This is a genomic window from Candidatus Tisiphia endosymbiont of Stenodema calcarata, assembly GCF_964030695.1.
Classification (GTDB): Bacteria; Pseudomonadota; Alphaproteobacteria; order Rickettsiales; family Rickettsiaceae; genus Tisiphia.
Genome location: NZ_OZ034911.1, coordinates 1,496,638 through 1,518,296 on the forward strand (window position 1 = coordinate 1,496,638; position 21,659 = coordinate 1,518,296).

The following is a 21,659-nucleotide window of genomic DNA, read 5'->3' on the forward strand; positions in this document are numbered from 1 at the left end:
GATCCTTCAGCACTTTATAATTTTGATCTTCGTCTATCAACTCTTCATTTACGAGTAGTATATCATAGTAAGCCTGATAAAGGGGGTGTAGCTCAGTTGGTTAGAGCGTCTGCCTGTCACGCAGAAGGTCGCGGGTTCGAGTCCCGTCACTCCCGCCAATCCCTATCAGGGTTTCAGGATTTTCTTACTTTACTAAAAATTTCATATGTAATTCATATGTAACTTCTCAGACAAATTTCCTGAAATTTGACCTACAAAATAGTCTATTTTTAACCGTTTTTCACAGGGAGGAAATATGACAGAATCGTTAATTTTTTCTGACAACTTAATTGAAAATCCTGATACTATTTTCTATAATATAGTCGGTAATTTTGTCCCACCTGAGTGGCGAAATCTTACCAATAATTGTGGCAAACAATTAAGTAAAACATCTCGTCAACTTTTATCGTTGATAGTTTCTTGCACGAAAACTGATAGCTACAACAATATACAAGAATTACAAGAAGGCTATCATTTTTTCGAGAAAGAGCTAGGAGTTTGCCAAAGACGGGTTAAACAATGTCTAATAGAATTACAAACAAGTGGGTTCATTTATCACACTTTGATTACTACGGTCAAACATAACCTAAAATGCCGTAATATTTTATCTATCAAACTTCTTAAGAAATTTATAAATTTTCGTAAAGCTAATGATACTTCTTATCACGTTAATCGTACAAATATTCTACCTAACCAGCAAAAAATTTCCGGTCAACCGGAAAAAAATTACCACCCAACTGTAAAAAATTTTCAAAAAAACACATCTATATATAATATATCTATAATATCTAGATATGGAAAAAATCAAGAAAATTGTGGGCAAGTCTGTGGACAAAATGTGTTAGAGCCTGAATCAACTGAGGAACAAAACGTTAATTTACCACTTGAGGTAACGACGAAAAGAGGTGAACAAAGTTTGTCAGAAGTTGAGTCAACTACGGAGCAAAGCTTTAATTCATCGCCGGAGATAACGGTAAGTTCAGGTGAACAAAATCTGTCAGAAGTTGAGTCAACTGAGGAGCAAAGCGTTAATTTACCTACGGAGGTAACGGTAAGCTCAGTAAATGAAACGTTACCCTGCAATTCCTCTGAGGCAACTCCAACTGATGACGAGTCAGATTACGATTCAGATTCTGATTCAACAGACGGGTATTCAGGAGGTAGCGGGTCTGAGCAAGAAGCTAGTGGGAAATTGCCTAGGTGGCTCAGTGATATTACCAAACAGGCTAAAGGCTGGTATTCACCTAGGAAGCTAGAGATGTTTTACCCATTGAGCGGAGAAGATGCTGATTGGCTAAAAAGGAAAACAGGTCGTAATTACGAATTGAGTTTTGTCAACAAGCTGTTGATTAAACATAGCGTGGACTCTCCTAATCGTCTCTTTCCCTGCAAGCAAGCAGTACTGAATTACATGAAAAAAACTTTGATTCATGAAATGCGTCCACCAGCTAAGGCAAATAACCCAAATTTTAACTTCGATCTGAACAATGCTACTAGTGCAAGAAAGGCTTATTTGCAAAAGGTAAAAGATAGTAAGGGCGTTAAACCACTGAATCAATTGAAACGTAAGATTGTTGAAGCTTTTGAGGAGCATCAGGCTAGTACTGCTTATCAATTGCTGAAGAGGTGCAGTTTTTTTGGAGTATGTGACGATGAATACAAGATTGATCTAGCGGATATCTCTTTGTCAGAAACTGACAAATGCACATTACTCAAGATAGTAGCAGAGGTATATGGCAAAGATGTTCAGCAATTGCGTATTACCAACAAAAGAGAGGTATCGGATTATGATTTAGAGCTAAGTGGACTAAATCCAGAGTCAGTATGGTATAAAGTAAGGAAATATTTGTTAAAATTATACGGTGAACACTTGGACAAAGCTTGGTTTAGCAAGTTAGAAGCAATTGAAGAAGATACGACTTGCAATAAGCTTATTCTCAAACCAGCTACTGCCTTTATTGGGGATTGGATTAAGAGTAATTACAGGAGAGCTTTGGAAGATGCGTGCAGTAAACTGAATTATACTTTTGAGTTAATGAAAGTTGATAGAATGGCTGGACTGTAAGCTATGGCAAATAGCATTTAAAGCTATTTTAAATATGTTTATAAGAGGATTTTAATTTTTAGCTTTTAAAGGGTGTATGTTAAAAACAAATAACACTATTGTACGAGTCTGTATTTGCGAAATTTTAAGGTATTATTGCAATAATAAACAAAAATTTGAATTGGTAGTTAAGTTGATGAAACTAATTGTATTAGTTGAGAAAAAAGAATGATTACAAAGAAGTTAATAATAATCAAGAATTATTTAATTAGGGTTGAAAACACTATAAAAACACTACAGAAGGTTATTTGAACTTAGAGAAGATGAGAGTAATGCACCTTGTGGATACATCACTATCTTCTTATGAAGAAGGTGGGGTTATACTAAATTCACCATCTATAGCTATTTTGCCAAGATTTTGTACGATTTTTATCAGTTTTTTACATTTTTTGGCAAAAATTGTTCGCGGAATCACCCGGGGGGTGGTAGCTATGCAAAATGGGGTATAGGGGGCGTCACGCGAAAAATTTTTTTGAGGTAATTAATCACTTGTTATTAAAAATTTTCACTTTTGTCAATTTTTTATATCTTAAAAAAAAATAACAATAAAATAGAAAATAAAGCATTGACAGCAATTTTTAGTTGTGATACACTGCAAAATATAAGGGGGATATTTTCAATTAATTAATTGGTAAAAAACCTGAAAATCAGCTATAATAAAGGGAATTATAAGGAATTTTTAAAGAGATGTACATGATCAAAAATTATGGTTTGTTTGAAAAATATTTAGCAAAGATATCATCTAGTAGCATTAGTAAGTTTGGCTCAATAGATGATATCTCTAATTTCCTATTATATCTTTGTGAACATGGTAACATCGTTATTGCAGCTAAGAAGGCTGATTGTATTTCACCACTTAGGTTGCACCGAGTTATTAATAGCGATAAATATTTAACCAAATGCGTCAATTTAGCTTTAGCCATTGCGGTAGATAGAGCAGAAGGGGTGTTATATGATAGGGCAATTAACGGTTATGAGGAAGTGACTTATAACAAGGATAATCAGGCAATAGCTACTAAGAAAAAATATTGCTCTAAGTCTTTGCTGGAATATCTTAAAGCCAATTCGCAAAAATATCAAACAAGGAAGCATGATGCTAGTTACCATAGGAAAAATAGTGATGAAGCTGAACAGGCAGCAAAAGCCCGAGAAATAGCAAAGATGATAGATGTAACTAATTTTGAAATAGAATCGTATGAAGCAGAATATGCACTTGCCAAAGGACAGTAAGACCAAAGTGATGAAAACTATTAGTAAAGCTAAAGCCAGCAAAGAGCTTTCTAGCTCTGCTTCTAAAAGTCTTAAATTTCCGGTGGATTGGTACCCTATCCATTTCAGTTGCCTTTGTGGAGGTATTTATATAGCGGTGGTAAGAAAGCTATAGCCATTTGGCATAGAAGAGCTGGTAAGGATATTATGGGTATTAACTGGATCACTGCTAGTGCTATTCGAGAAGTTGGCATTTATTGGTATGTCTATCCTACCTATAATCAAGCTAAAATGAGCATATGGGATGGTATGACATTATCGGGGCGTCCTTATATGTCATTTATTCCTAAAGGGATTATTGCTCGTAGTCAGCAATATAAGCAACGGATATTATTTAAAAATGGTTCAGTGATTCAGTTTGTTGGTAGCGATCGTTATGCCACTATCAGGGGTAGTGGTATTAAAGGAGCAGTTATCTCAGAGTATTCTTATCATGATCCACGAGCTATGAGTTGCGTTATAGAGCCGATGGTAATTCGTAATAATGGCTGGTTGCTTTATTTGTATACCCCTTCTGATAATCCAAAACTTGTACATGGTGAAGAATTATACCGGAAATACCAAGATAGTCCGGAAGTATTTTGCCAAATAAAAACTATTGAAGATACTACTGATCATGAGGGGCAGCCATTAGTTGATAAAAACAAGTTGACTTCAGTCGACATGAGTAACGAAGAGATTCAAAGAGAGTTTTATTGTGACTTTGCTGCTTATCGTTACAAGAGAGCTGATCAAGGTGGTACTTTTGTTGAACAGTTACGACTAGCTGAAAGTCAGGGGCGTATTGGCTATGTGCCATATGACCCAGCCTATCAGGTTCATACTTACTGGGATATAGGGATTGTTGATTATACGGTTATTTGGTTTGTTCAAGAAAAAAAAGATTCTATCGATATTATTGACTTTTATATGAACAGGGGTAAGGATTTAGAGTTTTACTTGACGCATTTAAGAACTAGACCTTATCAATATGGACGCAATGTATTGCCCCATGATATGAGTCGAAGGCAAATGCCAACTTTGGATACAAGATTACAACAAGCTAATGAGGTAGCAGAGAAAGTAGGCTTCTCGCCTTTTGCTATTGGTAGGAAATATTTACGGGAAGAAATGATAACCAAGGCAAGAATACTACTCAGTAAATGCCGCATCGACGCCCAAAAATGTCAACGTGGCATTAACGGACTTTTCGAGTTTGATCCTACAAAAAGAGGAGTGCATTCTAATTCATCTAGAGCAACTGATATAACCGAGAGCTTTTGTTATCTTGCCATGGATGTTAAAACTGGTAATGAGCAACAACAATCGCAATATAATATATTACAATATCGTAAAGTAATGAATGATTACAATGCGTTGGAAAGATGATGGAGCAGAAGAAGCAAGAATTGATGATGCAATAATAGATAATGGTAATTAATAAATAATTAAGGCAAAGTAATATATGTGGCCAATATTAGGTTTACTAGGACTTGGTGCTTTAGCGGTTGGTGCATCTAGGAACAGGTACATTACTGGAGCTGATACATCAAGACAGAAGCGTCTCTATAATGAGTCACGAGATCGTTATAGTAATTATGCGAGTGAAGCACAAAGTACTATCAATAATTTGTCGCAGCAATTGCAACAAGCTCAGCAGGGCTTACACTCTCTAGAGGAGCAACAGTATCAAGCTAGCATGAGAAGCTATGATATGCAACACCAACTAGATTATCATACTCGACAATATGAGAGTGGCTTAAAAAACATAGAATCACAAAGAGCTAGTTTGGTCACATCAGCTGATCAGCTAAAACAAGCTTTTGCAGCATTTACACAAAAAGCTCCTGCTCTTGATGCAAAGATAAGCGAGGTAGAGCAATTACCGGGTCAATTCCAAAACCTGTATGATCAAGTAGCCCAGCGAAGAGAAAGCTTGAAAGGTTTAACCGAAGAGGAAGCCGGTAGCCACATTTCTAAATATCAGCAAGATGTTGAATTGTTAAAAAAGCAACGTAGTGAAACAGAAAGTAAAATACGTCATTCGATGGATAGTATCACCAAAGAGCATCAACAGCTAACAAGGGAGAAAGCTAATCTTGAACATCAGCTTACTAACTATCAATCACAGCAAAATCGATTGTCGCAGGATACTAGTAACTTTGATAATGCTAGACAACAATTGCTCAGCATGATTGAACAATGCAAACAAGAACAGAATAGACAAGAGCAAATCACTGCTAACTATACAAGGCAGCGGTCGCATGCTGAAGGGTTGCAAAACCAGTTAAGAAGTTATGGGGAAGCTGCTCAAAGCCAGTTGGATAGCTATGGCAGGGATTTAGAGTGGCGAGCTGGTAAGTATCAAAAATCTGCAAGAGTGACTGGGCTAGCACAAGGATTGGGACTAACAGCTTTAACTTTTGGACTTGGGGCAGGCTTAGGAGGGATTGCTGCTGAGGGTTCAATACTTGCTGGGATAGGTTCGGGAATCCAAATGTTATCCCCGATCGTGGGTATTGCTCATTATATGAATAAATCCGATATTAGTCGTAAACTTGCTGGTTTAGAAAGAATTAATCTTAACAACAATGATTCAAGTATAGGAGCTGATTTGTCGCGAATAGCAAGATACGGTCCATCAGGATTAGAAAAAAGAGCCATACCTGAACTTGGTGGTCTAAAACAAGCGTTGGAACATTTTGGCATGCGGTCAGTGCCACAATTAAAAGATTTACCACCGTTGCACGAATCTCTTGGCAAGATCGTGTCGCTTAAGGATATTGAAGGGTTAACCCTTGGTTTGCCTAGTATGACGGCAGCTAGCGGTAAAAAGTATAACTATGAGGTGTTATATGATAATGAGTTCATTAAGAAACTCAAGAAAGTGTCAAAGAAGCTGGGCGAGCCTTATTTAAACCCAAACTCAACCATAAATCCAAACGCAACACGTACCAATTACAACACAAATATGGTGACATCTTATGGCTGATAGTGATTTAAACAAAAAGATTGAATATTTTGATAATCTCAAAACTAAACGGGAGAAGTGGCATCATATATGGGATGAGTTGAAGAAATATGTTTGTCCACAAACGGAGACTAATAAGGTAATATTTGACTCAACTTCTATTTGGTCAAGAGAGCAATTAGCATCAGGTTTACAAAGCTTGCTGGTAAACCCAGCAATGAATTGGTTTAATCTTACTATAGTTGCTGAAAATGATGAGCAACAGCAATATTTAACCACCGCTGAACGCAACATGCTAGCCCAAATGCTAGAAAAAACCCTAATGGATATATTTAATAATCCGGCTTCTAATTTTTATAGTCAGATTCATCAATTTTTCTTGAATTTATCAGCTTTTGGTACTGCAATATTCTATGTTGAAGAAGATTTAGAATTAGCACAGACCCTGTTCTTTCGTAATATTAATTTGCAGGAATGTTATTTTGAAGAGGATAAGTTTGGTTTTGTTAATACAATGTACCGACTATTTAGCATGCCGATAAAATCGGCATCAGCGAAATGGGTAGACTTTGCCCCTTTCAAAGAAAGGTTAGCCCGAAATCCTGATGAAATAGTAGAAATATTGCACATAGTTAGCCCACAAGCTCAAAATCAGAAAAGTAAAGGTAGAAGAACAATGGTAACAGCTAGTCCTTCAACATCTAGCTCATCGCTACTGCCCTATAGTTCAGAGTACATCTATCTCGCTGAACAAAAAATTATCAGTCAATCAGGTTATTCTTATTTCCCATTTTTTGTAACGCGGTGGGTAAAAGAAGAAGGTGAAGTATATGGTTATGCTCCGGCTCATCATGTGCTACCTGATATTAAATTACTCAATAGTTTAAGACAAATTACCCTAAAAGTAGCCCAAAAACAACTAGACCCACCATTATTAGTGCCAAAAGATGGATATTACTTACCGCTATACACTACGCCGGGCAGTGTTAATTTCTATCGTAACGGTATGGCAGATAAAATAATGCCCCTAACTGGTATGGAGAATATCCTACCGACTGAAATCGAGCAGAATCAATGCCGCGATGCTATATTTAAGGCATTCTATGTTGATATATTCAGAATGCAGAAAGAAAACAAAGAAATGACTGCCACTGAGGTGCAAATTAGAACGGAAGAACAATACCGTTTAATGTCCCCGATGGTTGGAAGAATTGAGAGTGAGTTGTTAAATCCGTTAATTATGGCGATATATCAAACACTAATCAAATATAACAGAGTACCGATCTTAGAGGGGGCAAATAGCCCACCTGAGATAGAGATTGGATATGTTTCACCACTATCTAGGGTACAAAAAACATCAGCAATAGCCAGCGTTGAACAAGTATTAGGTTTTTTCCAAAGAAGTGGTATAAGTAACTTTTTTCCTGAGATTTATGATAATATTAACTGGGATGAGTGTTTTAAACTATTTTTTGAACTACGAGAAGCCCCAAGCTCAATCCTCAAGAGTGAACAAGAAGTATTACAAATCAGACAACAACGTAAGATGATGCAAATGCAACAGTTGCAACAACAACAGATACAAGGACAATAAAATGAAACTATCAATTAACTCGGGAGCAACTCAATCTCCACCCACAATAGTGACAAAAGAGCAATTAAAATCAATTTATTTGCAGATTTTTAGTGGAGAAGATGGTAGAATAGTATTAGAAGACTTGGCTCAATTAAGTGGTGTGTATCACAGCAACTTTATACGGCAAGAAAGCAACTACACCGCTTTCAATGAAGGCATGCGAGCTTTGTTTTTATACATATGCTCGCAAGCGTCAAGAGATGATGGAGTTAATAATATTGATGGTGCTAAAATAGAGTAGTAGTTTACAATAGTAAAAAAATAGTTTTTAAACAGACAAATGTGGTTTTTTATAATGAGGATAATTTATGAGCAGTAAACCGCTGATATCGTTGGACTATGCAATTAAATATTTACTCAAGAACAAAGGTGACTATGAGATAGTCGAGGGATTTATTTCGGCGATACTTAGAGATGTCGGCGGCTATTCAGCAGTAAAAATCATTGCCTTACTGGAGAGTGAAAGTAATAAAGAAAGTGTAGACCTAAAAAAAAGCATTGCTGACGTTGTTGTTGAAGACCAACAAGGTCATAAATATATTGTTGAGATAGATCGCACTTATACTAGCTTGTTTCTCCATAAAGCTTGCTTTAATACTAGCCGGTTGATTGTTGATAGTATTTATGCGAGTCAAGATTATGCTAGCATCAAAAAAGTATTTCATATCAACTTAATATATTTTGCTTATGCAGGTATGAAATCGCCTTTATATTACGGTAAAACTATTTTTAGAGAAATCGATAGAGAACATCCTATAGACCTGCATCTTGCTGATACAGAGGGTAAGGTAGTGGATATTCATAATGTATTTCCAGAATATTTTGTTATTTCCGTACCACTTTTTGACGATATTATAAAAAAGGAAATGGATGAATGGTTATATTTTGCTAAACACAATGAGGTTAGAGATGATTTTAAATCACCTTATATGAAGAAAGTAGCTGAACGACTTAGCATCCTAAAAATGACTACAAAAGAACGTATAGCTTATAATAGATATGTCAATGAATCCTTAAAACAACGTGATTATATAGTTTCAGCTGAGCAAAAAGGTAGGGAAGAAGGTAGGAAAGAAGGGTTTGAGAAAGGTGAAGAAAACAAAGCTATAGCTACAGCAAAAGAAATGTTAATTGATAATGAGCCAATAGAAAAAATAGTTAAATATACAAAACTAACCATTGAAAAAATAGAACAGTTAAAAAAAGAAATAGAAGTGTTAAAAGAAGAATAACCTATGAGTAAAGAAGTAACTGCTAATAACTATGAAACTAGTCCTAATTCCTTTGGTAATGATTGGTTAGCTAATATGCCTGAGGAAATACGTAAGGCTGAGTCACTGGGTAAATTCAAGGATGTCTCATCTTTAGCTCAGAGCTATTTGGAAGCAGAGAAAAGCTTGAATCAACGAATTGCCATGCCAAAAGATGATAGCTCTGATGAAGAATGGCATAAATTTTATTGTCGACTTGGACTGCCTGAAGATAAGAGATATACTGATAAACGACCCAAGGAAGATGAGGAGTACTTAACTCGTTATGAAGACATGTTTTACCAAAGCGGACTATCTAAAAGACAAGGTGAGAAGCTGCTTAATTCTCTGTATGGTTTTTCGCAGGATTTACAAAAACAGCAAAAAAATGCTATCGAGCAAACACGTCACTCTCACATTGGTTGGTTGAAAAACACTTATGGTGAAGGTTTTGACAGTAAGATGACAGTGATGCAGGCAGCCTTGTCTAAGTTTGGTACTAAAGAACTAGCTGAATTAATTGAAGATTCCAATTACTCGCCAGCCCTAGTAGATTTGTTAGTTAGGGTTGGTGAAACTTTAAAATCCGACTCGTTAGTAACTGGTAAAGAGCTACCTGCAATTAATAGCCGGGAAGCTGCATTGTCAGAGATAGAAAAACTTGATTCTGACCCTGAGTTTATGGTAAAATTAAGGACTAAAGACCATACGGGACATGATCAAGCTGTTAGACGTATGCAACAATTATATAAGATCGCTTATGATAAAAAACAATAAAAAATAACGTAACCAACCAATCATTAAAGTCATGAAGTAGGTGACAACTCATTTAAGGCTGCAACTTCGCAATAACCTATCATAAAAGAGCCACTAATAGCATATATACCCGAAAGCTTGTTAGCTGCATAGCGGACAACAACCACATTCTAGTATAAATGATATAGCACTTTAAATATTGATAGATTATTTGAGGAGGAAAAATGGAACAAATAACAGATGGTCTTAAAGAACAATTTGCCAAAAATATCAGCCTAGGTTCTTATATCTTTAAATTATGATATAAGCTTCTTAGGATTTACCTTTATTACTAGTGAGATGTTGGGTGGTATATTTGATGATACTGGGGATGCGGTTCAATCTAGATATGCTGTTAAGGACTGCTATGCCTTTAATGAAGGAGCTATAAGATTTAACACGGTCAGTGGTTCTAACAAGAAGGGCATTGAAGAGCTAGTACAATATCATTATGCCAAGGTGCTATATTATAGTGAAGCCTTTGGAGCTAGCCGTGATAATGAACAAGCAGTAGTAGTAATTAAATGTTTAGAGAATTACGATCGTAGCAGCCATCAAGGGGCATTGTGGGAAGAAATAGCGAAAAAGAATCACCGAAGAGGTGTACATAGCATAACAATGCCATGGCAGATGTTTGGTAGTCAGTGTCGTAATGTTGATAATAAGGCGGATATCAATGATAATAATTTAGCAGTAATGGCTAACAATAACTTAGCTACTAGGGTACGAGGGCTTAACATGAGAAGAGCGTGAGAAGAGCGGCTGCCGGTGCTGCTTCTGATGTTGGTGATGATTTTGGTGGTGGTGACATTGAGGACGATAACTTTGGTGGTGGTATTGTTGAGAGTGAGAATGAGGATGATGCATAACTACAAAATTTATAAATAACGCCGTAAAACCCATATGTCTTTAGCATGTGGGATGTAAGGCGTTACTTACCTTGAGTTTCAATATATCGTCTAATTGTATCGGAATTAGCTTCGCCAATCGAGCAAACAAAATAACCATCCGACCAAAAAGTATTTTCTTTCCAAAATTGTTGTTTTAAATATTCATAGTGTAAGAGCTTGTCCGCAAACTAAGTAATAGAAGTAATCCTACGAAGAAGTAATCGACTCATAGCCAAAAAAATTATATTTTCACTAGAATCAGTAAGAAAATCATATTCCTTGGAGAGCCTTCTATTTCTATTTATCCAAGCAAAGGTTCTCTCAACAACCCATCGCCTTGGCTGTACTTTAAGAGCTTGTCCGCAAACTAAAATTAAGGTATGATGAAGTGAACAAAGTATTATTAGTAAGAAGTATAGAAGAATGAGCAGAAAAAATTATCCAACAGATTTAACAGATGAAGAATGGTTAAGGATAGAGGGTTTGTTTCAAGTATCGTATGTAAAGGGAGGTAGACCTTTAAAACATAGCAAAAGAGAGATTTTGAATGCAATTTTTTATGTATTACGTACTGGGTGTCAGTGGAGATATATGCCGCATGACTTTCCAATTTGGAAGACAGTATATGAACAATTTAGAAGATGGAAGAAGCAAGGTGTATTTGAACGTATGAACCATGAACTTATCAAGGATGTTAGACGAAAATTAGGTAGAAATGAGTATCCTAGTGCTTGCATAATAGATAGTCAGTCTGTCAAGACAACAGAAAAAGGGGAGCTAAAGGTTATGATGGAGCTAAGAAAATTAAGGGCAGAAAGAGGCATATTATTACCGATACACAAGGCTTTGTATTAGGTTGTTATGTCGGTTCTGCGAATGAGAATGATCGATACGGAGCTACAGTGCTACTCAGTAACATGCAAAAAGAGTACACTACTATTAAACAAATGTGGGCTGATATGGGGTATCAGTCTAAAGATTTAAAGGGTCTCATTAAGGAAAAGTATAACATAGATTTAGAAATTGTTAAACGCCCAGTGTGCAGATTTTGGATACCAAAAAATACACCACTAGAACTATTGCCAACAAGGGAAGTTGGGTTTAAAGTACAGCCAAGGCGATGGGTTGTTGAGAGAACCTTTGCTTGGATAAATAGAAATAGAAGGCTCTCCAAGGAATATGATTTTCTTACTGATTCTAGTGAAAATATAATTTTTTTGGCTATGAGTCGATTACTTCTTCGTAGGATTACTTCTATTACTTAGTTTGCGGACAAGCTCTTATACTGATTATCTTTCAAAATAGAATTAACATGGTATCATGGTATAATTTAGTATTAGGTCTATCATTAGTTGGAATTAAATTATTAATTCTATTTTGAAAGATAATCAGTATTAGCTTGCGATGATTGATATAATTGCTCTCCGCCAAATGTTTGATCTATATTACCTAAAATAGCACTCAAGGCATCATCCCTTTCAACTCCAAATAAATTGCCGGCTTCTGCTCCTTGTTGTTGTAATTCTTGTCTTAATACTAGTATTGCCTGTATTGATTCTTGGTAATTTAGTAAACCACTACTTGCCTCCTGCAAGTTCGTTGGCATATTTAAATTATCTTCGTCATACTTAATCAGCATATCCCATGTTTTACTATAGGCTTTAATTAGACTAACTAGTTCTCTACCAGTATCATTAACTAAATTATGATTGATCAAAGTCGTTGATAATAGCTCAACTGTTTGCTTTAACTGAACTAGTCTATTTTGCACGACTTTATCTTGATTAATGCTATACCCTTTAATGAGATAATCTTTTAATATTTTGGCTGCCCATTTCCTAAACTGCACTCCTCGTTTAGAGTTTACCCGGTATCCAACGGATATTATCATGTCCAAATTATAATATTTCGTATCATATTTCTTACCATCTGATGCAGTATGTGCAAAAATTGCACATACTGTGTTATCAAGCTCCTCTTCTGCTAAGATTTTATTAATATGTTTAGTAATTACTGTTCTATCTTTATCAAAAAGTTCTGCTATCTGTTGTTGAGTAAGCCATACCGTGTCATCATATATTTGTACGTCAACTTTGGTTTCACCATTCTCAGTTTGATAAATAACTAACTGATTATTTTGCATTTTATTCATAGATATTCCTAATTATTTTAAATGCATTTACAAAAATGTTTATTTCTAACCAACGCGGTTTTTCTAAAAAACAAATATGGGGTCAAATTACAGAAACGGGGCAAAAGCTAACTAGCAGCATAAAATTTGCCCAAAATAACTTCTTTTTATAAAACATATCATAGCATAAATTATAACGTCCCATCTATGCATTCCTTGAGATATATACCTTGGAACAACTAAAGCTAAGAAATCTAATCGTATAATAACCTCAGCATCCGTAATGGAAGTCAATAAAAAAATAATAACTTAACATAAATTTTCATTCCAAGAAGAATTATTTTTGACAATAGAGTGCATAAAAGCGAGTAATACTGATTATTTTTTAAGATAGAATTATTAATTCTATTCCAACTGGTGATAGACCTAATATTAATTATACCTGTTAATTCTATATTGCAAGACAATTAGTATTGTCAGACATAATAAAAGCAATTTATCAGTTTATCAGTTACATCAAATAGGATAAAATATGTTTCAGGTGTTATAGATTCATTTTGTAATATATTTTTATAAAAAGCTAGGCATATTTTTAGCAAAATTTAGCTTTGCCCCTGCTTTTGAATGGTCTCCTATTTTAGCAAAATAATACGTTTTCAAAAAGAAAAGTATTTTATATCTAACTTGTGTAATGGTTGATATTAGTTTACAATCTAATCTGCTATTACAATTATAAGAAATAGAGAAAAGTTTACCATGCGTGTGTTTATAGTAAAAAATTATAAGTAGTTTTAAGAAGATGACAAAAAAACAGAATATTCAAGAAGTTTCGGTTAAAAGTACTAAGGATCAGATCTTAGCAGCCTATAATGAGGTGGTAACAAAATTAACTGAAAAACAGGTTGCGAGTCCTCAAGAACATAAAAAGCAGGAAGAGAAACAACAAATAGTAACCAAAGCAATCAATAATTCATCGGATGATATATTAGCTGACTTAAGTACTTTAAAATCAAAGACTATTAAAAAAATTGATAATTTATCAGAACAATTGTTGGATGAGTTTCAAAAATTAGCCAATTTGCGTGAGGCTATTATTTTAGAACAAACGCATCTACAGGAACTATATCAAATTCATGAAACAGCAAATACTTTATCAGCTTTATTGCAAGCTCAATCTGAACAAAAAGAGTGTTTTGAGCTAGAAATGCAGCAAATAAAACAGAATTTTCAACAGGAAATGGCTAGTGAGAAATCTCATTGGCAACAACAACGTACAATTCTCGAGCAAGATTACAAGGAACAGAAAGATATTCTTGCAAAAACTAGAAAGCGTGAGGAAGAAGAATATAGTTATGCTTTGGAATTAAAGCGTCGCAAGGAAACTGATGAATATAATAACAAAAGAGCCATTATGGAAAAGGAATTATCTGACTTAAAAGATAATTTACTAAGACGAGAAGCTTATTTGGTAGCAAAAGAACAAGACTATGATGTTTTAAAAGTGCAAGTGGAAGAAATGCCAAATAAAATAAAAGAGGCTATGACAAATGCCGAAGAATTGTTACGTACACAATTGTTACAACAATATGAGTTTGATAGCCAATTGAAGCAGAAAGAATATGATGGCATATTAAAACTAAACGAGCAGAGTATCGGTTATCTTGAAGACAAAATCAAGAAACAGGAAACATACATAAAAGAACTGACTGAGAAAGCAGATAATGCAACTAAGCAGGTACAATCAATTGCTTGCCGTGCCTTAGATACTTCGGGTCAACGCTTTGTGACTTTGGGTACAAGTAAGACTGAAGAAAAAAGTTGATATTTGTAACAACAAATGCTCCAAATACTATAGTAGCACCAAGGATGATCCTAACTGGCACTGATGACTTTAGGCAGTTATTGCAGAGCAAGGTGGAGCAAGACAGGTGTGTGGTATCCAAAGCACAAATTCCCGCCGATAAACTAGGATGCTCTATGTACCTTATATGTGTGATTTATAGACCTTGTTGCAACAGAGATGTAAGATAAAATAGTATCTAATTATTATGTACTAGTTACGACTTAATCTGACAATAAGTAATAATCAGACAGCTTGATAAGTAATAGCCAAGTTGTCTGATATTCTCTCTATATTACTAATATTTTTATCTTTAGCAATATATAAGTGAATCTCTAAAAGTTTGCATTGGTGTTTTACCAAAACAATGTTTACCTGAATGAGACCTTTCGTTATTATAATTTGTAAGCCAAGTATCTATATCAGCTTGTAACTCATCTAATGTATTATAGAGCTTTTTACGGAATAGAATGTGATAGCACTCTTCCTGCATAGTTTTGTGAAAACGCTCACATATACCATTAGTTTGAGGGCTATATGCTTTAGTTCTAGAATGATCTATATTCTCAATACCAAGATATAGTTGATAAGCATGATTCTCAGGTTTACCACAATATTACGTGCCTCTATCTGTAAGTATTCGAAGCAAAGGGATATTATACTTTTCAAAAAATGGAATAACCCTATCATTCAAATGGTCTGCTATAGTAATAGCGTTTTCTCGGTATAAAGCTTACAAATAGCTACCCTAGAATAAGTGTCTACAAAGGTTTGTTGGTAGATACGTCCTATGCCTTTAATGTTTCCAACATAATAGGTATCTTGAGAGCCAAGGTAACTAGGATGCATGATTTCAATCTCACCAGTTGCTTCACGTTTATTCTTGATTTTCTCAAGTGCAGCAAGTTGTGCATCACTCAAAATAATACCATCATTTGCAACTTTAGCATCCAATGCTTTTAGACGCTTTTTGAAATTCTCTAGATCATGACGTAGCCAAACAGACCTTACTCCACCTCCAAAGATAACGATACCTCTCCTACGTAATTCATTAGCAGTACGTTCCTGACCATAAGCAGGAAATTCAACAGCTATATTAACTACTGCATCCTCGATATTAGATGGAACACGATTCTTCAAACATGGCTTCTTTCTAGTCATCTCAAACAAAGATTCTGCTCCACCTTGCTCATGCAGTTCCTTATAGCGGTAAAATGTATCTCTGCTATAGCCCATTACTTTACAAGCTTGCTATACGTTTCCTAGTTGTTCTGCTAATTGTAATAAACCAATTCTTGGTTTTATGATTTTTTCTTGATATGTTATCATTTGACAGTCTCCTTAATAAGAGGTTGTTAAAATTTGCTGGGTACGATTTTATTCGATATTTTCGTACCCAACAACTCCAAACTGTCAGATCAAGTCTTTACTTTTACAATTAAACAAAAAAATATATTAAGTACTAAAAGATAAGTCGTAATTTTATCTTACATCTCTGTTGCAACAAGGTCTATAAATCACACACTTTATCTCTTTCCTCAGTGGTAAGGTTTGAAATGCTTACGTTAGCCATAATTAGTCTTCCAATTGCATATATTTAAGTAAATAAGAAACGTTAATTATGCTCACCAAATTTCTCTAGTAACTTTGTGCCTAATTCTTTCAACGAACCATCGCTATTTACGTATGCATAAAGCGTAGTTGTAGTAATACCCAAACGTTTAGCTACTTCCATGGCTACTGATTCTTTATTTTGCATAGCAGACATAGCAATTTTTAGGGTAGTTACATCCATTTTTCGAGGTCTCCCCCCAAGTCTCCCTCTTGCCCTAGCTGAGACCAGACCAGCATTTGTACGTTCTATTATCAATTCTCTTTCAAACTCAGCTAATGATGCGAACATGCCAAATGCTAATTTACCATATGGGGTTGTAGTGTCTATTTGCGCCCCCTGTCCTGTTAGTACCTTAAAACCAACCTCTTTTGTTTTTAATTCTTCAGCTATATTAACTAGATGTCTTAGATTTCTACCTAATCTATCAAGTTTCCATATTACCAGTGTGTTGCTAGGTTGCAAAGCTTTAAGGCATGCGGTAAGCCCAGGTCTATCATCAAATCTACCTGATGCTAGGTCTTCGTAAATTCTTCCAGATTCTACACCTGCTTGTATAAGTGCATCTCGTTGTAAATCTAAAACTTGTGAACCATCAGCTTTTGATACTCTCATATAACCTATTAACATAATTACCCTTTTTATATAAGAAAAGCTATAATAGAAGATACAAACTTATGCAGATTGATGCAACTAGGCACAGCGTAACGGAACGTGCGAAAAACGAAATCCAACGCCTGTATCCCTAATCGTAATGCACTATTGACGGTAGCTACTTTTTACACATTTTGTATCTTAATTAAAATTATCAATTACCTACAAACCCTTATATCCATTGGTTTTACAGCCAATATTTGAACTTAGTCACCTTTTAAAAATTTACCTCTCTTTTTATAGCTAAAAGTATCCTTTTTTATTTTGTGTTTTCTACTATCATACTGGAAAGTCATTTATAACCTTATTGTACGTCTTTTGAGCATCAGTTATCGATAGCTTAGAATATATCTCTAGAGATTGCCTAGATTCATGACCAGAATAAGGTTGTATCAAGGCATCATCAATCCCTTGCTTTTTCATCCAAGTAAATAAAAAATGCCTTAATTTATGAGGAGTGATAGTATGATTCATATTGGCTTGTTTTGTATAAGTCATTAAAATCTTCCTAATACCACGCTCAGAATAAGGTTTATTCCAATTTGATTCGAATAAGTACTCTAATTTCTTCTTCTTTTTCTTTATGCTTTTAATATAAAGGTCTAACACTTCTCTAAACCCTGTTGGAAAAGGTACTATCCGGTCTTTTTTACCTTTGCCATCATTAATGCGTATCTGACACTTATTAAGCTCGACATCATCTATTTTAATTTTTACCAACTCACCTACTCTAACTCCGGTATATAGCATGGCCTTTATTATTACCATGTGCTTTATATTTTGGGTATCCCATACTGTCTCGTAATATTTTTTTATCTCTTCATCTGAAGGTACATATGGCAATTTCTTAGATTTAGTTTGCACTTTAACATCCAATATTTTCCTAAGCTGTCTAAACAATTCCTTCAAGTAAAAATAATCAGGTCTTTCACTTCTAAGCAATTTAGCAACTTGTTTTGCCTTTTGCGGTACAGTGGTTGTACTCTCAAGCATACAGTCCCTCTATCTTAATGCGTTCGTTCATATCAAGCTTATAAAGACCGTATTGATTGATATGCTTATAAAATAATGGGGTTAAAGCTCTCTTATCTTCAAGTATTAAACGCTGTTGCCATTCATCAGTTTTTAAAACTTTCTGTTGCATTAATGTATTGATATATACCAACGATGACTGGAGTAAATGTAAACATAAGATAGAAAGTTCTTGATCTATCTCATCGTTTGACGAGATAACCCCTCTCTTACCAAAAAAGACAAAGTTATTACCAGAGTTCCAGTTTTCTATTACATTTAAAGCTTCTTCAACTTCAATACGTAATTCTTTTGATGATAAGTACCTGCATACATAAATAGTCCTCGCTGCTCTTCCTAACTCCAAAATAGCTTTATATACTGGGCTTTGGATATTATCGCTAATGAATCTTTTTAGTAATACTTCTGGTTCGGCAGTGCCAAGCTTTAAAGCCGCTACATACCTGATGATCTGATCATAATTCTCGATAATTAACTGCCAGTTAATTGGCCTAGTCATTACTTCTTCAAGATTAGAGTAACTAGATTTAGCTATATTGCCATCGGCTTTATATAACTTTATGCGTCCTATACCTTTAATTCTTGGCCTAAGGTCAACACCAAGTAGGTAAGCAAAAGCAAACGCTACCAAGCTTTGGCCATGAGTATCAGTTGAATGATGTTCTACTTTTGCATTGGTAGCGTGATGAATAATTCCAGCAAGCATTGCGGCAATTTCTGAAGCACCGCATCTAATTATTTGTGATGAAATACACAATGCTTTCTTATCTACATGCCAATAAGCCATAATACCATAACCTTGATAGCGTATATGGTATTCAGTCATTAAATTCCCACTCCAAGCAGTAAACTTAGTAGAATCAGAAGCAAAGCTATTAACTATCTCTCCCCATATTTGTTTGTCTCTAATGGCAATAGTAGCGTTAACTAACTTTCTAATAATATACTTGAGAGATTCTGGGGTAATAAAACGCTTTCTAACATATCGTAAATCAGACTCTGAGATATTTGGAATACTAGAACAAACCTTGTTAAATTCAGTATTGGTTGCTATAGCAAATAAAGAAAGTAATAGTCTTTGTTGTAATAACTTATCATCTAATATTCTCTTACCATGAATCTCTATAAGTTCTGAGGTTAAACCAACTCTTAAGTCTGCCTCTTTTAAGATGTCAAGTAAGCTAGTATTAGACCATAGACAGGCTATCTCATCTTTTAATAATTCTATGTTAATAGGAGTAGGTTGTGCAACATATGGAGTTAGATAAATATGAGGTTTCTTAGCTTTTATACCTATTCTAACTTCTGAATCATTAGCAATACTGGAGTTAAACTCCTTTAAAGCTTTTAGCATATTGTGCTTAAGAACTAATACTTCCTTGTGTGGATTCTCAGAAATATTTAACATCTTACAGTGTAAGCTTTTAACCTTTTGAGAATATACTGGTAAGTCTTTCTCAGGATCACAATACTTAAACGTACTCTCAGTCCAAATATTTTTACATCTTAGTTCTTTTTTTAGTAAACTTAATATAGCAATCTCATAATACAGCCTATTAATTTTTCCTTCAGAGTTTTGTATAACCTTTAAGTCTAATGGTGAAATAAGCCCTTTAGTAATAATTTCACAATCCACTGGATAATACTCAGCCTTATAAGCATCATCATTTTGATGTTTTACAATAAAGTTCATAGCTTCTAGGGCTAAATTATTGCTATTTGCTCTTAATCTTAACCTATTCAGTATTAAAAATATCTCTTTGCGGTAACCATGTACATAAAGGGAGCGTAAGTGCTTGTATTCTGATTCTCTGCGAGCTTGTTTAAATGACTGGCGTGCGATAATTTGCTTTGTTCTAATTTCTCTCTTCCTCCGACTTCAGGGTAAATCTTTTCCTTAATAATATCATCTGGGTGGGCTAATGAAATATCCACTAAATTATCCAGTAGGTCGTCTTTATTCTCTCTTGTATAGTCTTCCCAAAGCTCTTCTTTAATTTTAACTTTACCGAATTGCTCTAACTTCTTTAATTTCTTGACTAATATCTCAATAAAATTATCAATAATTCTAGCCCCTTTATATTTACAAAAGCAGGCTAGTAAACCATAAAATTTATTTGGATCACTATCCTTAATCTCAACTAATCGGAAAGGGGTAAAGGTAGCCACTCTGTCGTGATATTTCTTCAATAATTTCCTTGGGATATTATTGAAGAAATATTTATAAAGTACTCCTGTTTTTTCAAGATAGCTTAACTTTTCTTGTTCTTCAGTAATAGTTGTCGTTGATACCTTACCCACTGGTATTCTAATAAAGTTTAATATAGTTTGATCATTATCATACATTCCTAAAATCTTATTTAGTTCCTGCTGACTATTTAATGGCAAATGTTGTTTGCATTCAGTAAAAAATCGCCTCTCATACTGGGTATAAATACTACTGATATACCTACTTAGCTCATTAGCAGCAGAAGGCTCAATTTTAGATTTTTTCAGGAATTTGTATACCTCGTCATTAATTTGGCTTACCTGTAAGCCTTGAGTTAATAGATCAGTTTCAATAAATTCCTTTATTGATGACAAATCAGCTTGCTCAAGCTTTTTAAAGCCATAATATTCTATAATCTCAGTATTATGGATTTGGGCTATTCTTGATTGCCAATCATAATCCTTAGCTTTATTAGACTTTATAGATAGTTGTGAAGCAACATAATCTATTGCAACGAAAGGTATATCTGCCATTCTATCCGGCAAGTAACCTTGCAAATCAAAATATTTCATTTTAAGGGCATATACTAACTTGTTATCCTTCTTTTCTAAACAACGAATTTCTCCTGATACTGATTATCTTTCAAAATAGAATTAATAATTTAATTCCAACTAATGATAGACCTAATACTAAATTATACCATGATACCATGTTAATTCTATTTTGAAAGATAATCAGTATAAGGATAATGACCAACTATCTATTAATTCAATTTTAGTCCAATATTGTTTCATAGATCAAGTTTTAAAAGCCTCGAACATCAGTTTTGTTAAGCATACCGGCATAAATTTTAGTAAAAAAGTTCTCAGAATTACTAGAGTGGCTACTTTTTATCAAATAAAACCTAGGTAATACCTAGCAATCCATTGACAAACTAGGCTAAAATACATAGTGTGTCAATCACCAAAATAAAAACGTTACTTTCTGCTGTAAAAAATATTAAATTTAGAGCTAGTTTTTTGCTAAATAAAATAAGGATATCAATTTATGTAACGCTGAAGATTATTAGGGTTACAGAGAAATAAGGCTTTAAATTAAAGAAGGGTCGCAAAAAAAACACGCTCTCCTAAAAAGCTTATTGGTATTATGGATACAGGCGTTGGATTTCGCTTTTCGCACGTTCCGTTACGCTGAGCCAACTAGTTTTCTTGTGGTTTTTTGTTCACTTTAAAGTTGGTTTTGCCAAGC

17 protein-coding genes, 1 tRNA gene and 3 pseudogenes are annotated in these 21,659 nt (G+C 34.5%); 13 read left to right on the forward strand and 8 right to left on the reverse strand.

The window, feature by feature from the left end:
• The first annotated feature begins 81 nt into the window (after positions 1-81).
• From ACQH1W_RS07170 to ACQH1W_RS07220, 11 genes are all read left to right on the forward strand, one after another.
• A tRNA-Asp gene (locus tag ACQH1W_RS07170) sits at positions 82-158 on the forward strand.
• A 137-nt stretch (positions 159-295) separates the two neighbouring features.
• On the forward strand, positions 296-2,104 hold the full coding sequence (locus ACQH1W_RS07175) for a DnaA N-terminal domain-containing protein (RefSeq protein ID WP_375332648.1): 1,809 nt from the start codon (positions 296-298) through the stop codon (positions 2,102-2,104).
• Between the two features lie 311 nt (positions 2,105-2,415).
• On the forward strand, positions 2,416-2,592 hold the full coding sequence (locus tag ACQH1W_RS07180; protein ID WP_341762923.1) for a hypothetical protein: 177 nt from the start codon (positions 2,416-2,418) through the stop codon (positions 2,590-2,592).
• Between the two features lie 244 nt (positions 2,593-2,836).
• Complete coding sequence (locus ACQH1W_RS07185; RefSeq protein WP_341762922.1) at positions 2,837-3,373, forward strand: hypothetical protein; 537 nt, start codon at positions 2,837-2,839, stop codon at positions 3,371-3,373.
• A 114-nt stretch (positions 3,374-3,487) separates the two neighbouring features.
• Positions 3,488-4,780 (forward strand): hypothetical protein, encoded by a 1,293-nt coding sequence (locus ACQH1W_RS07190; RefSeq protein ID WP_425361036.1) that lies wholly within the window; start codon positions 3,488-3,490, stop codon positions 4,778-4,780.
• A gap of 76 nt (positions 4,781-4,856) precedes the next feature.
• Entirely contained in the window at positions 4,857-6,383 is a 1,527-nt protein-coding gene (locus tag ACQH1W_RS07195; protein ID WP_425361037.1) for a hypothetical protein, read from the forward strand.
• Positions 6,376-7,956 (forward strand): portal protein, encoded by a 1,581-nt coding sequence (locus ACQH1W_RS07200; RefSeq protein WP_425361038.1) that lies wholly within the window; start codon positions 6,376-6,378, stop codon positions 7,954-7,956. The genes ACQH1W_RS07195 and ACQH1W_RS07200 overlap by 8 nt, the downstream gene beginning before the upstream one ends.
• A gap of 1 nt (position 7,957) precedes the next feature.
• On the forward strand, positions 7,958-8,239 hold the full coding sequence (locus tag ACQH1W_RS07205) for a hypothetical protein (RefSeq protein WP_341762733.1): 282 nt from the start codon (positions 7,958-7,960) through the stop codon (positions 8,237-8,239).
• A gap of 67 nt (positions 8,240-8,306) precedes the next feature.
• Positions 8,307-9,230 (forward strand): Rpn family recombination-promoting nuclease/putative transposase, encoded by a 924-nt coding sequence (locus tag ACQH1W_RS07210; RefSeq protein ID WP_425361022.1) that lies wholly within the window; start codon positions 8,307-8,309, stop codon positions 9,228-9,230.
• Positions 9,231-9,233: 3 nt separating this feature from the next.
• Positions 9,234-10,025, forward strand: a complete 792-nt coding sequence (locus tag ACQH1W_RS07215; protein WP_341762731.1) for a hypothetical protein — start codon at positions 9,234-9,236, stop codon at positions 10,023-10,025.
• Between the two features lie 318 nt (positions 10,026-10,343).
• Positions 10,344-10,796, forward strand: coding sequence for a phage capsid protein (locus tag ACQH1W_RS07220; RefSeq protein WP_341762915.1), 453 nt, complete (start codon positions 10,344-10,346; stop codon positions 10,794-10,796).
• A 178-nt stretch (positions 10,797-10,974) separates the two neighbouring features.
• Here ACQH1W_RS07220 and ACQH1W_RS07225 read toward each other — a convergent pair.
• Positions 10,975-11,091 (reverse strand): annotated as a pseudogene (locus ACQH1W_RS07225) (transposase); the annotation flags it as partial.
• Positions 11,092-11,121: 30 nt separating this feature from the next.
• Positions 11,122-11,292, reverse strand: a pseudogene (locus ACQH1W_RS07230) (transposase); the annotation flags it as partial.
• Positions 11,293-11,356: 64 nt separating this feature from the next.
• Between ACQH1W_RS07230 and ACQH1W_RS07235 the strand changes: the two are divergent.
• Positions 11,357-12,198 (forward strand): IS5 family transposase gene (locus tag ACQH1W_RS07235; protein ID WP_375332641.1). Its coding sequence is split into 2 segments (ribosomal slippage): positions 11,357-11,729 and positions 11,729-12,198, totalling 843 coding nucleotides; the frame shifts between segments, so codons are not numbered across the junction.
• A gap of 107 nt (positions 12,199-12,305) precedes the next feature.
• On the opposite strand, the gene ACQH1W_RS07240 is transcribed toward ACQH1W_RS07235, so the two are convergent.
• The gene (locus tag ACQH1W_RS07240; RefSeq protein WP_375332850.1) at positions 12,306-13,085 is read right to left on the reverse strand and encodes a virulence RhuM family protein; all 780 of its coding nucleotides are present in this window, start codon (positions 13,083-13,085) and stop codon (positions 12,306-12,308) included.
• A gap of 778 nt (positions 13,086-13,863) precedes the next feature.
• On the opposite strand from ACQH1W_RS07240, the gene ACQH1W_RS07245 reads away from it, so the two are divergent.
• The gene (locus tag ACQH1W_RS07245; protein ID WP_425361039.1) at positions 13,864-14,886 is read left to right on the forward strand and encodes a hypothetical protein; all 1,023 of its coding nucleotides are present in this window, start codon (positions 13,864-13,866) and stop codon (positions 14,884-14,886) included.
• Positions 14,887-15,150: 264 nt separating this feature from the next.
• Here ACQH1W_RS07245 and ACQH1W_RS07250 read toward each other — a convergent pair.
• The 5 genes and pseudogenes from ACQH1W_RS07250 to ACQH1W_RS07270 all read right to left on the reverse strand — a co-directional run bounded on the left by ACQH1W_RS07250 (position 15,151) and on the right by ACQH1W_RS07270 (position 20,983).
• Positions 15,151-16,233 (reverse strand): annotated as a pseudogene (locus ACQH1W_RS07250) (IS481 family transposase).
• A gap of 286 nt (positions 16,234-16,519) precedes the next feature.
• The gene (locus ACQH1W_RS07255; protein WP_375332852.1) at positions 16,520-17,146 is read right to left on the reverse strand and encodes a recombinase family protein; all 627 of its coding nucleotides are present in this window, start codon (positions 17,144-17,146) and stop codon (positions 16,520-16,522) included.
• 303 nt (positions 17,147-17,449) lie between these two features.
• On the reverse strand, positions 17,450-18,163 hold the full coding sequence (locus ACQH1W_RS07260) for a tyrosine-type recombinase/integrase (RefSeq protein WP_375332853.1): 714 nt from the start codon (positions 18,161-18,163) through the stop codon (positions 17,450-17,452).
• Positions 18,156-19,895 carry a transposase gene (locus ACQH1W_RS07265; RefSeq protein WP_425361040.1) on the reverse strand — a complete coding sequence of 580 codons (1,740 nt, stop codon included), beginning with the start codon at positions 19,893-19,895 and terminating at the stop codon, positions 18,156-18,158. The genes ACQH1W_RS07260 and ACQH1W_RS07265 overlap by 8 nt, the downstream gene beginning before the upstream one ends.
• Positions 19,896-19,948: 53 nt before the next feature.
• The gene (locus tag ACQH1W_RS07270) at positions 19,949-20,983 is read right to left on the reverse strand and encodes a DUF4158 domain-containing protein (protein ID WP_425361041.1); all 1,035 of its coding nucleotides are present in this window, start codon (positions 20,981-20,983) and stop codon (positions 19,949-19,951) included.
• Between the last annotated feature and the right edge of the window lie 676 nt (positions 20,984-21,659).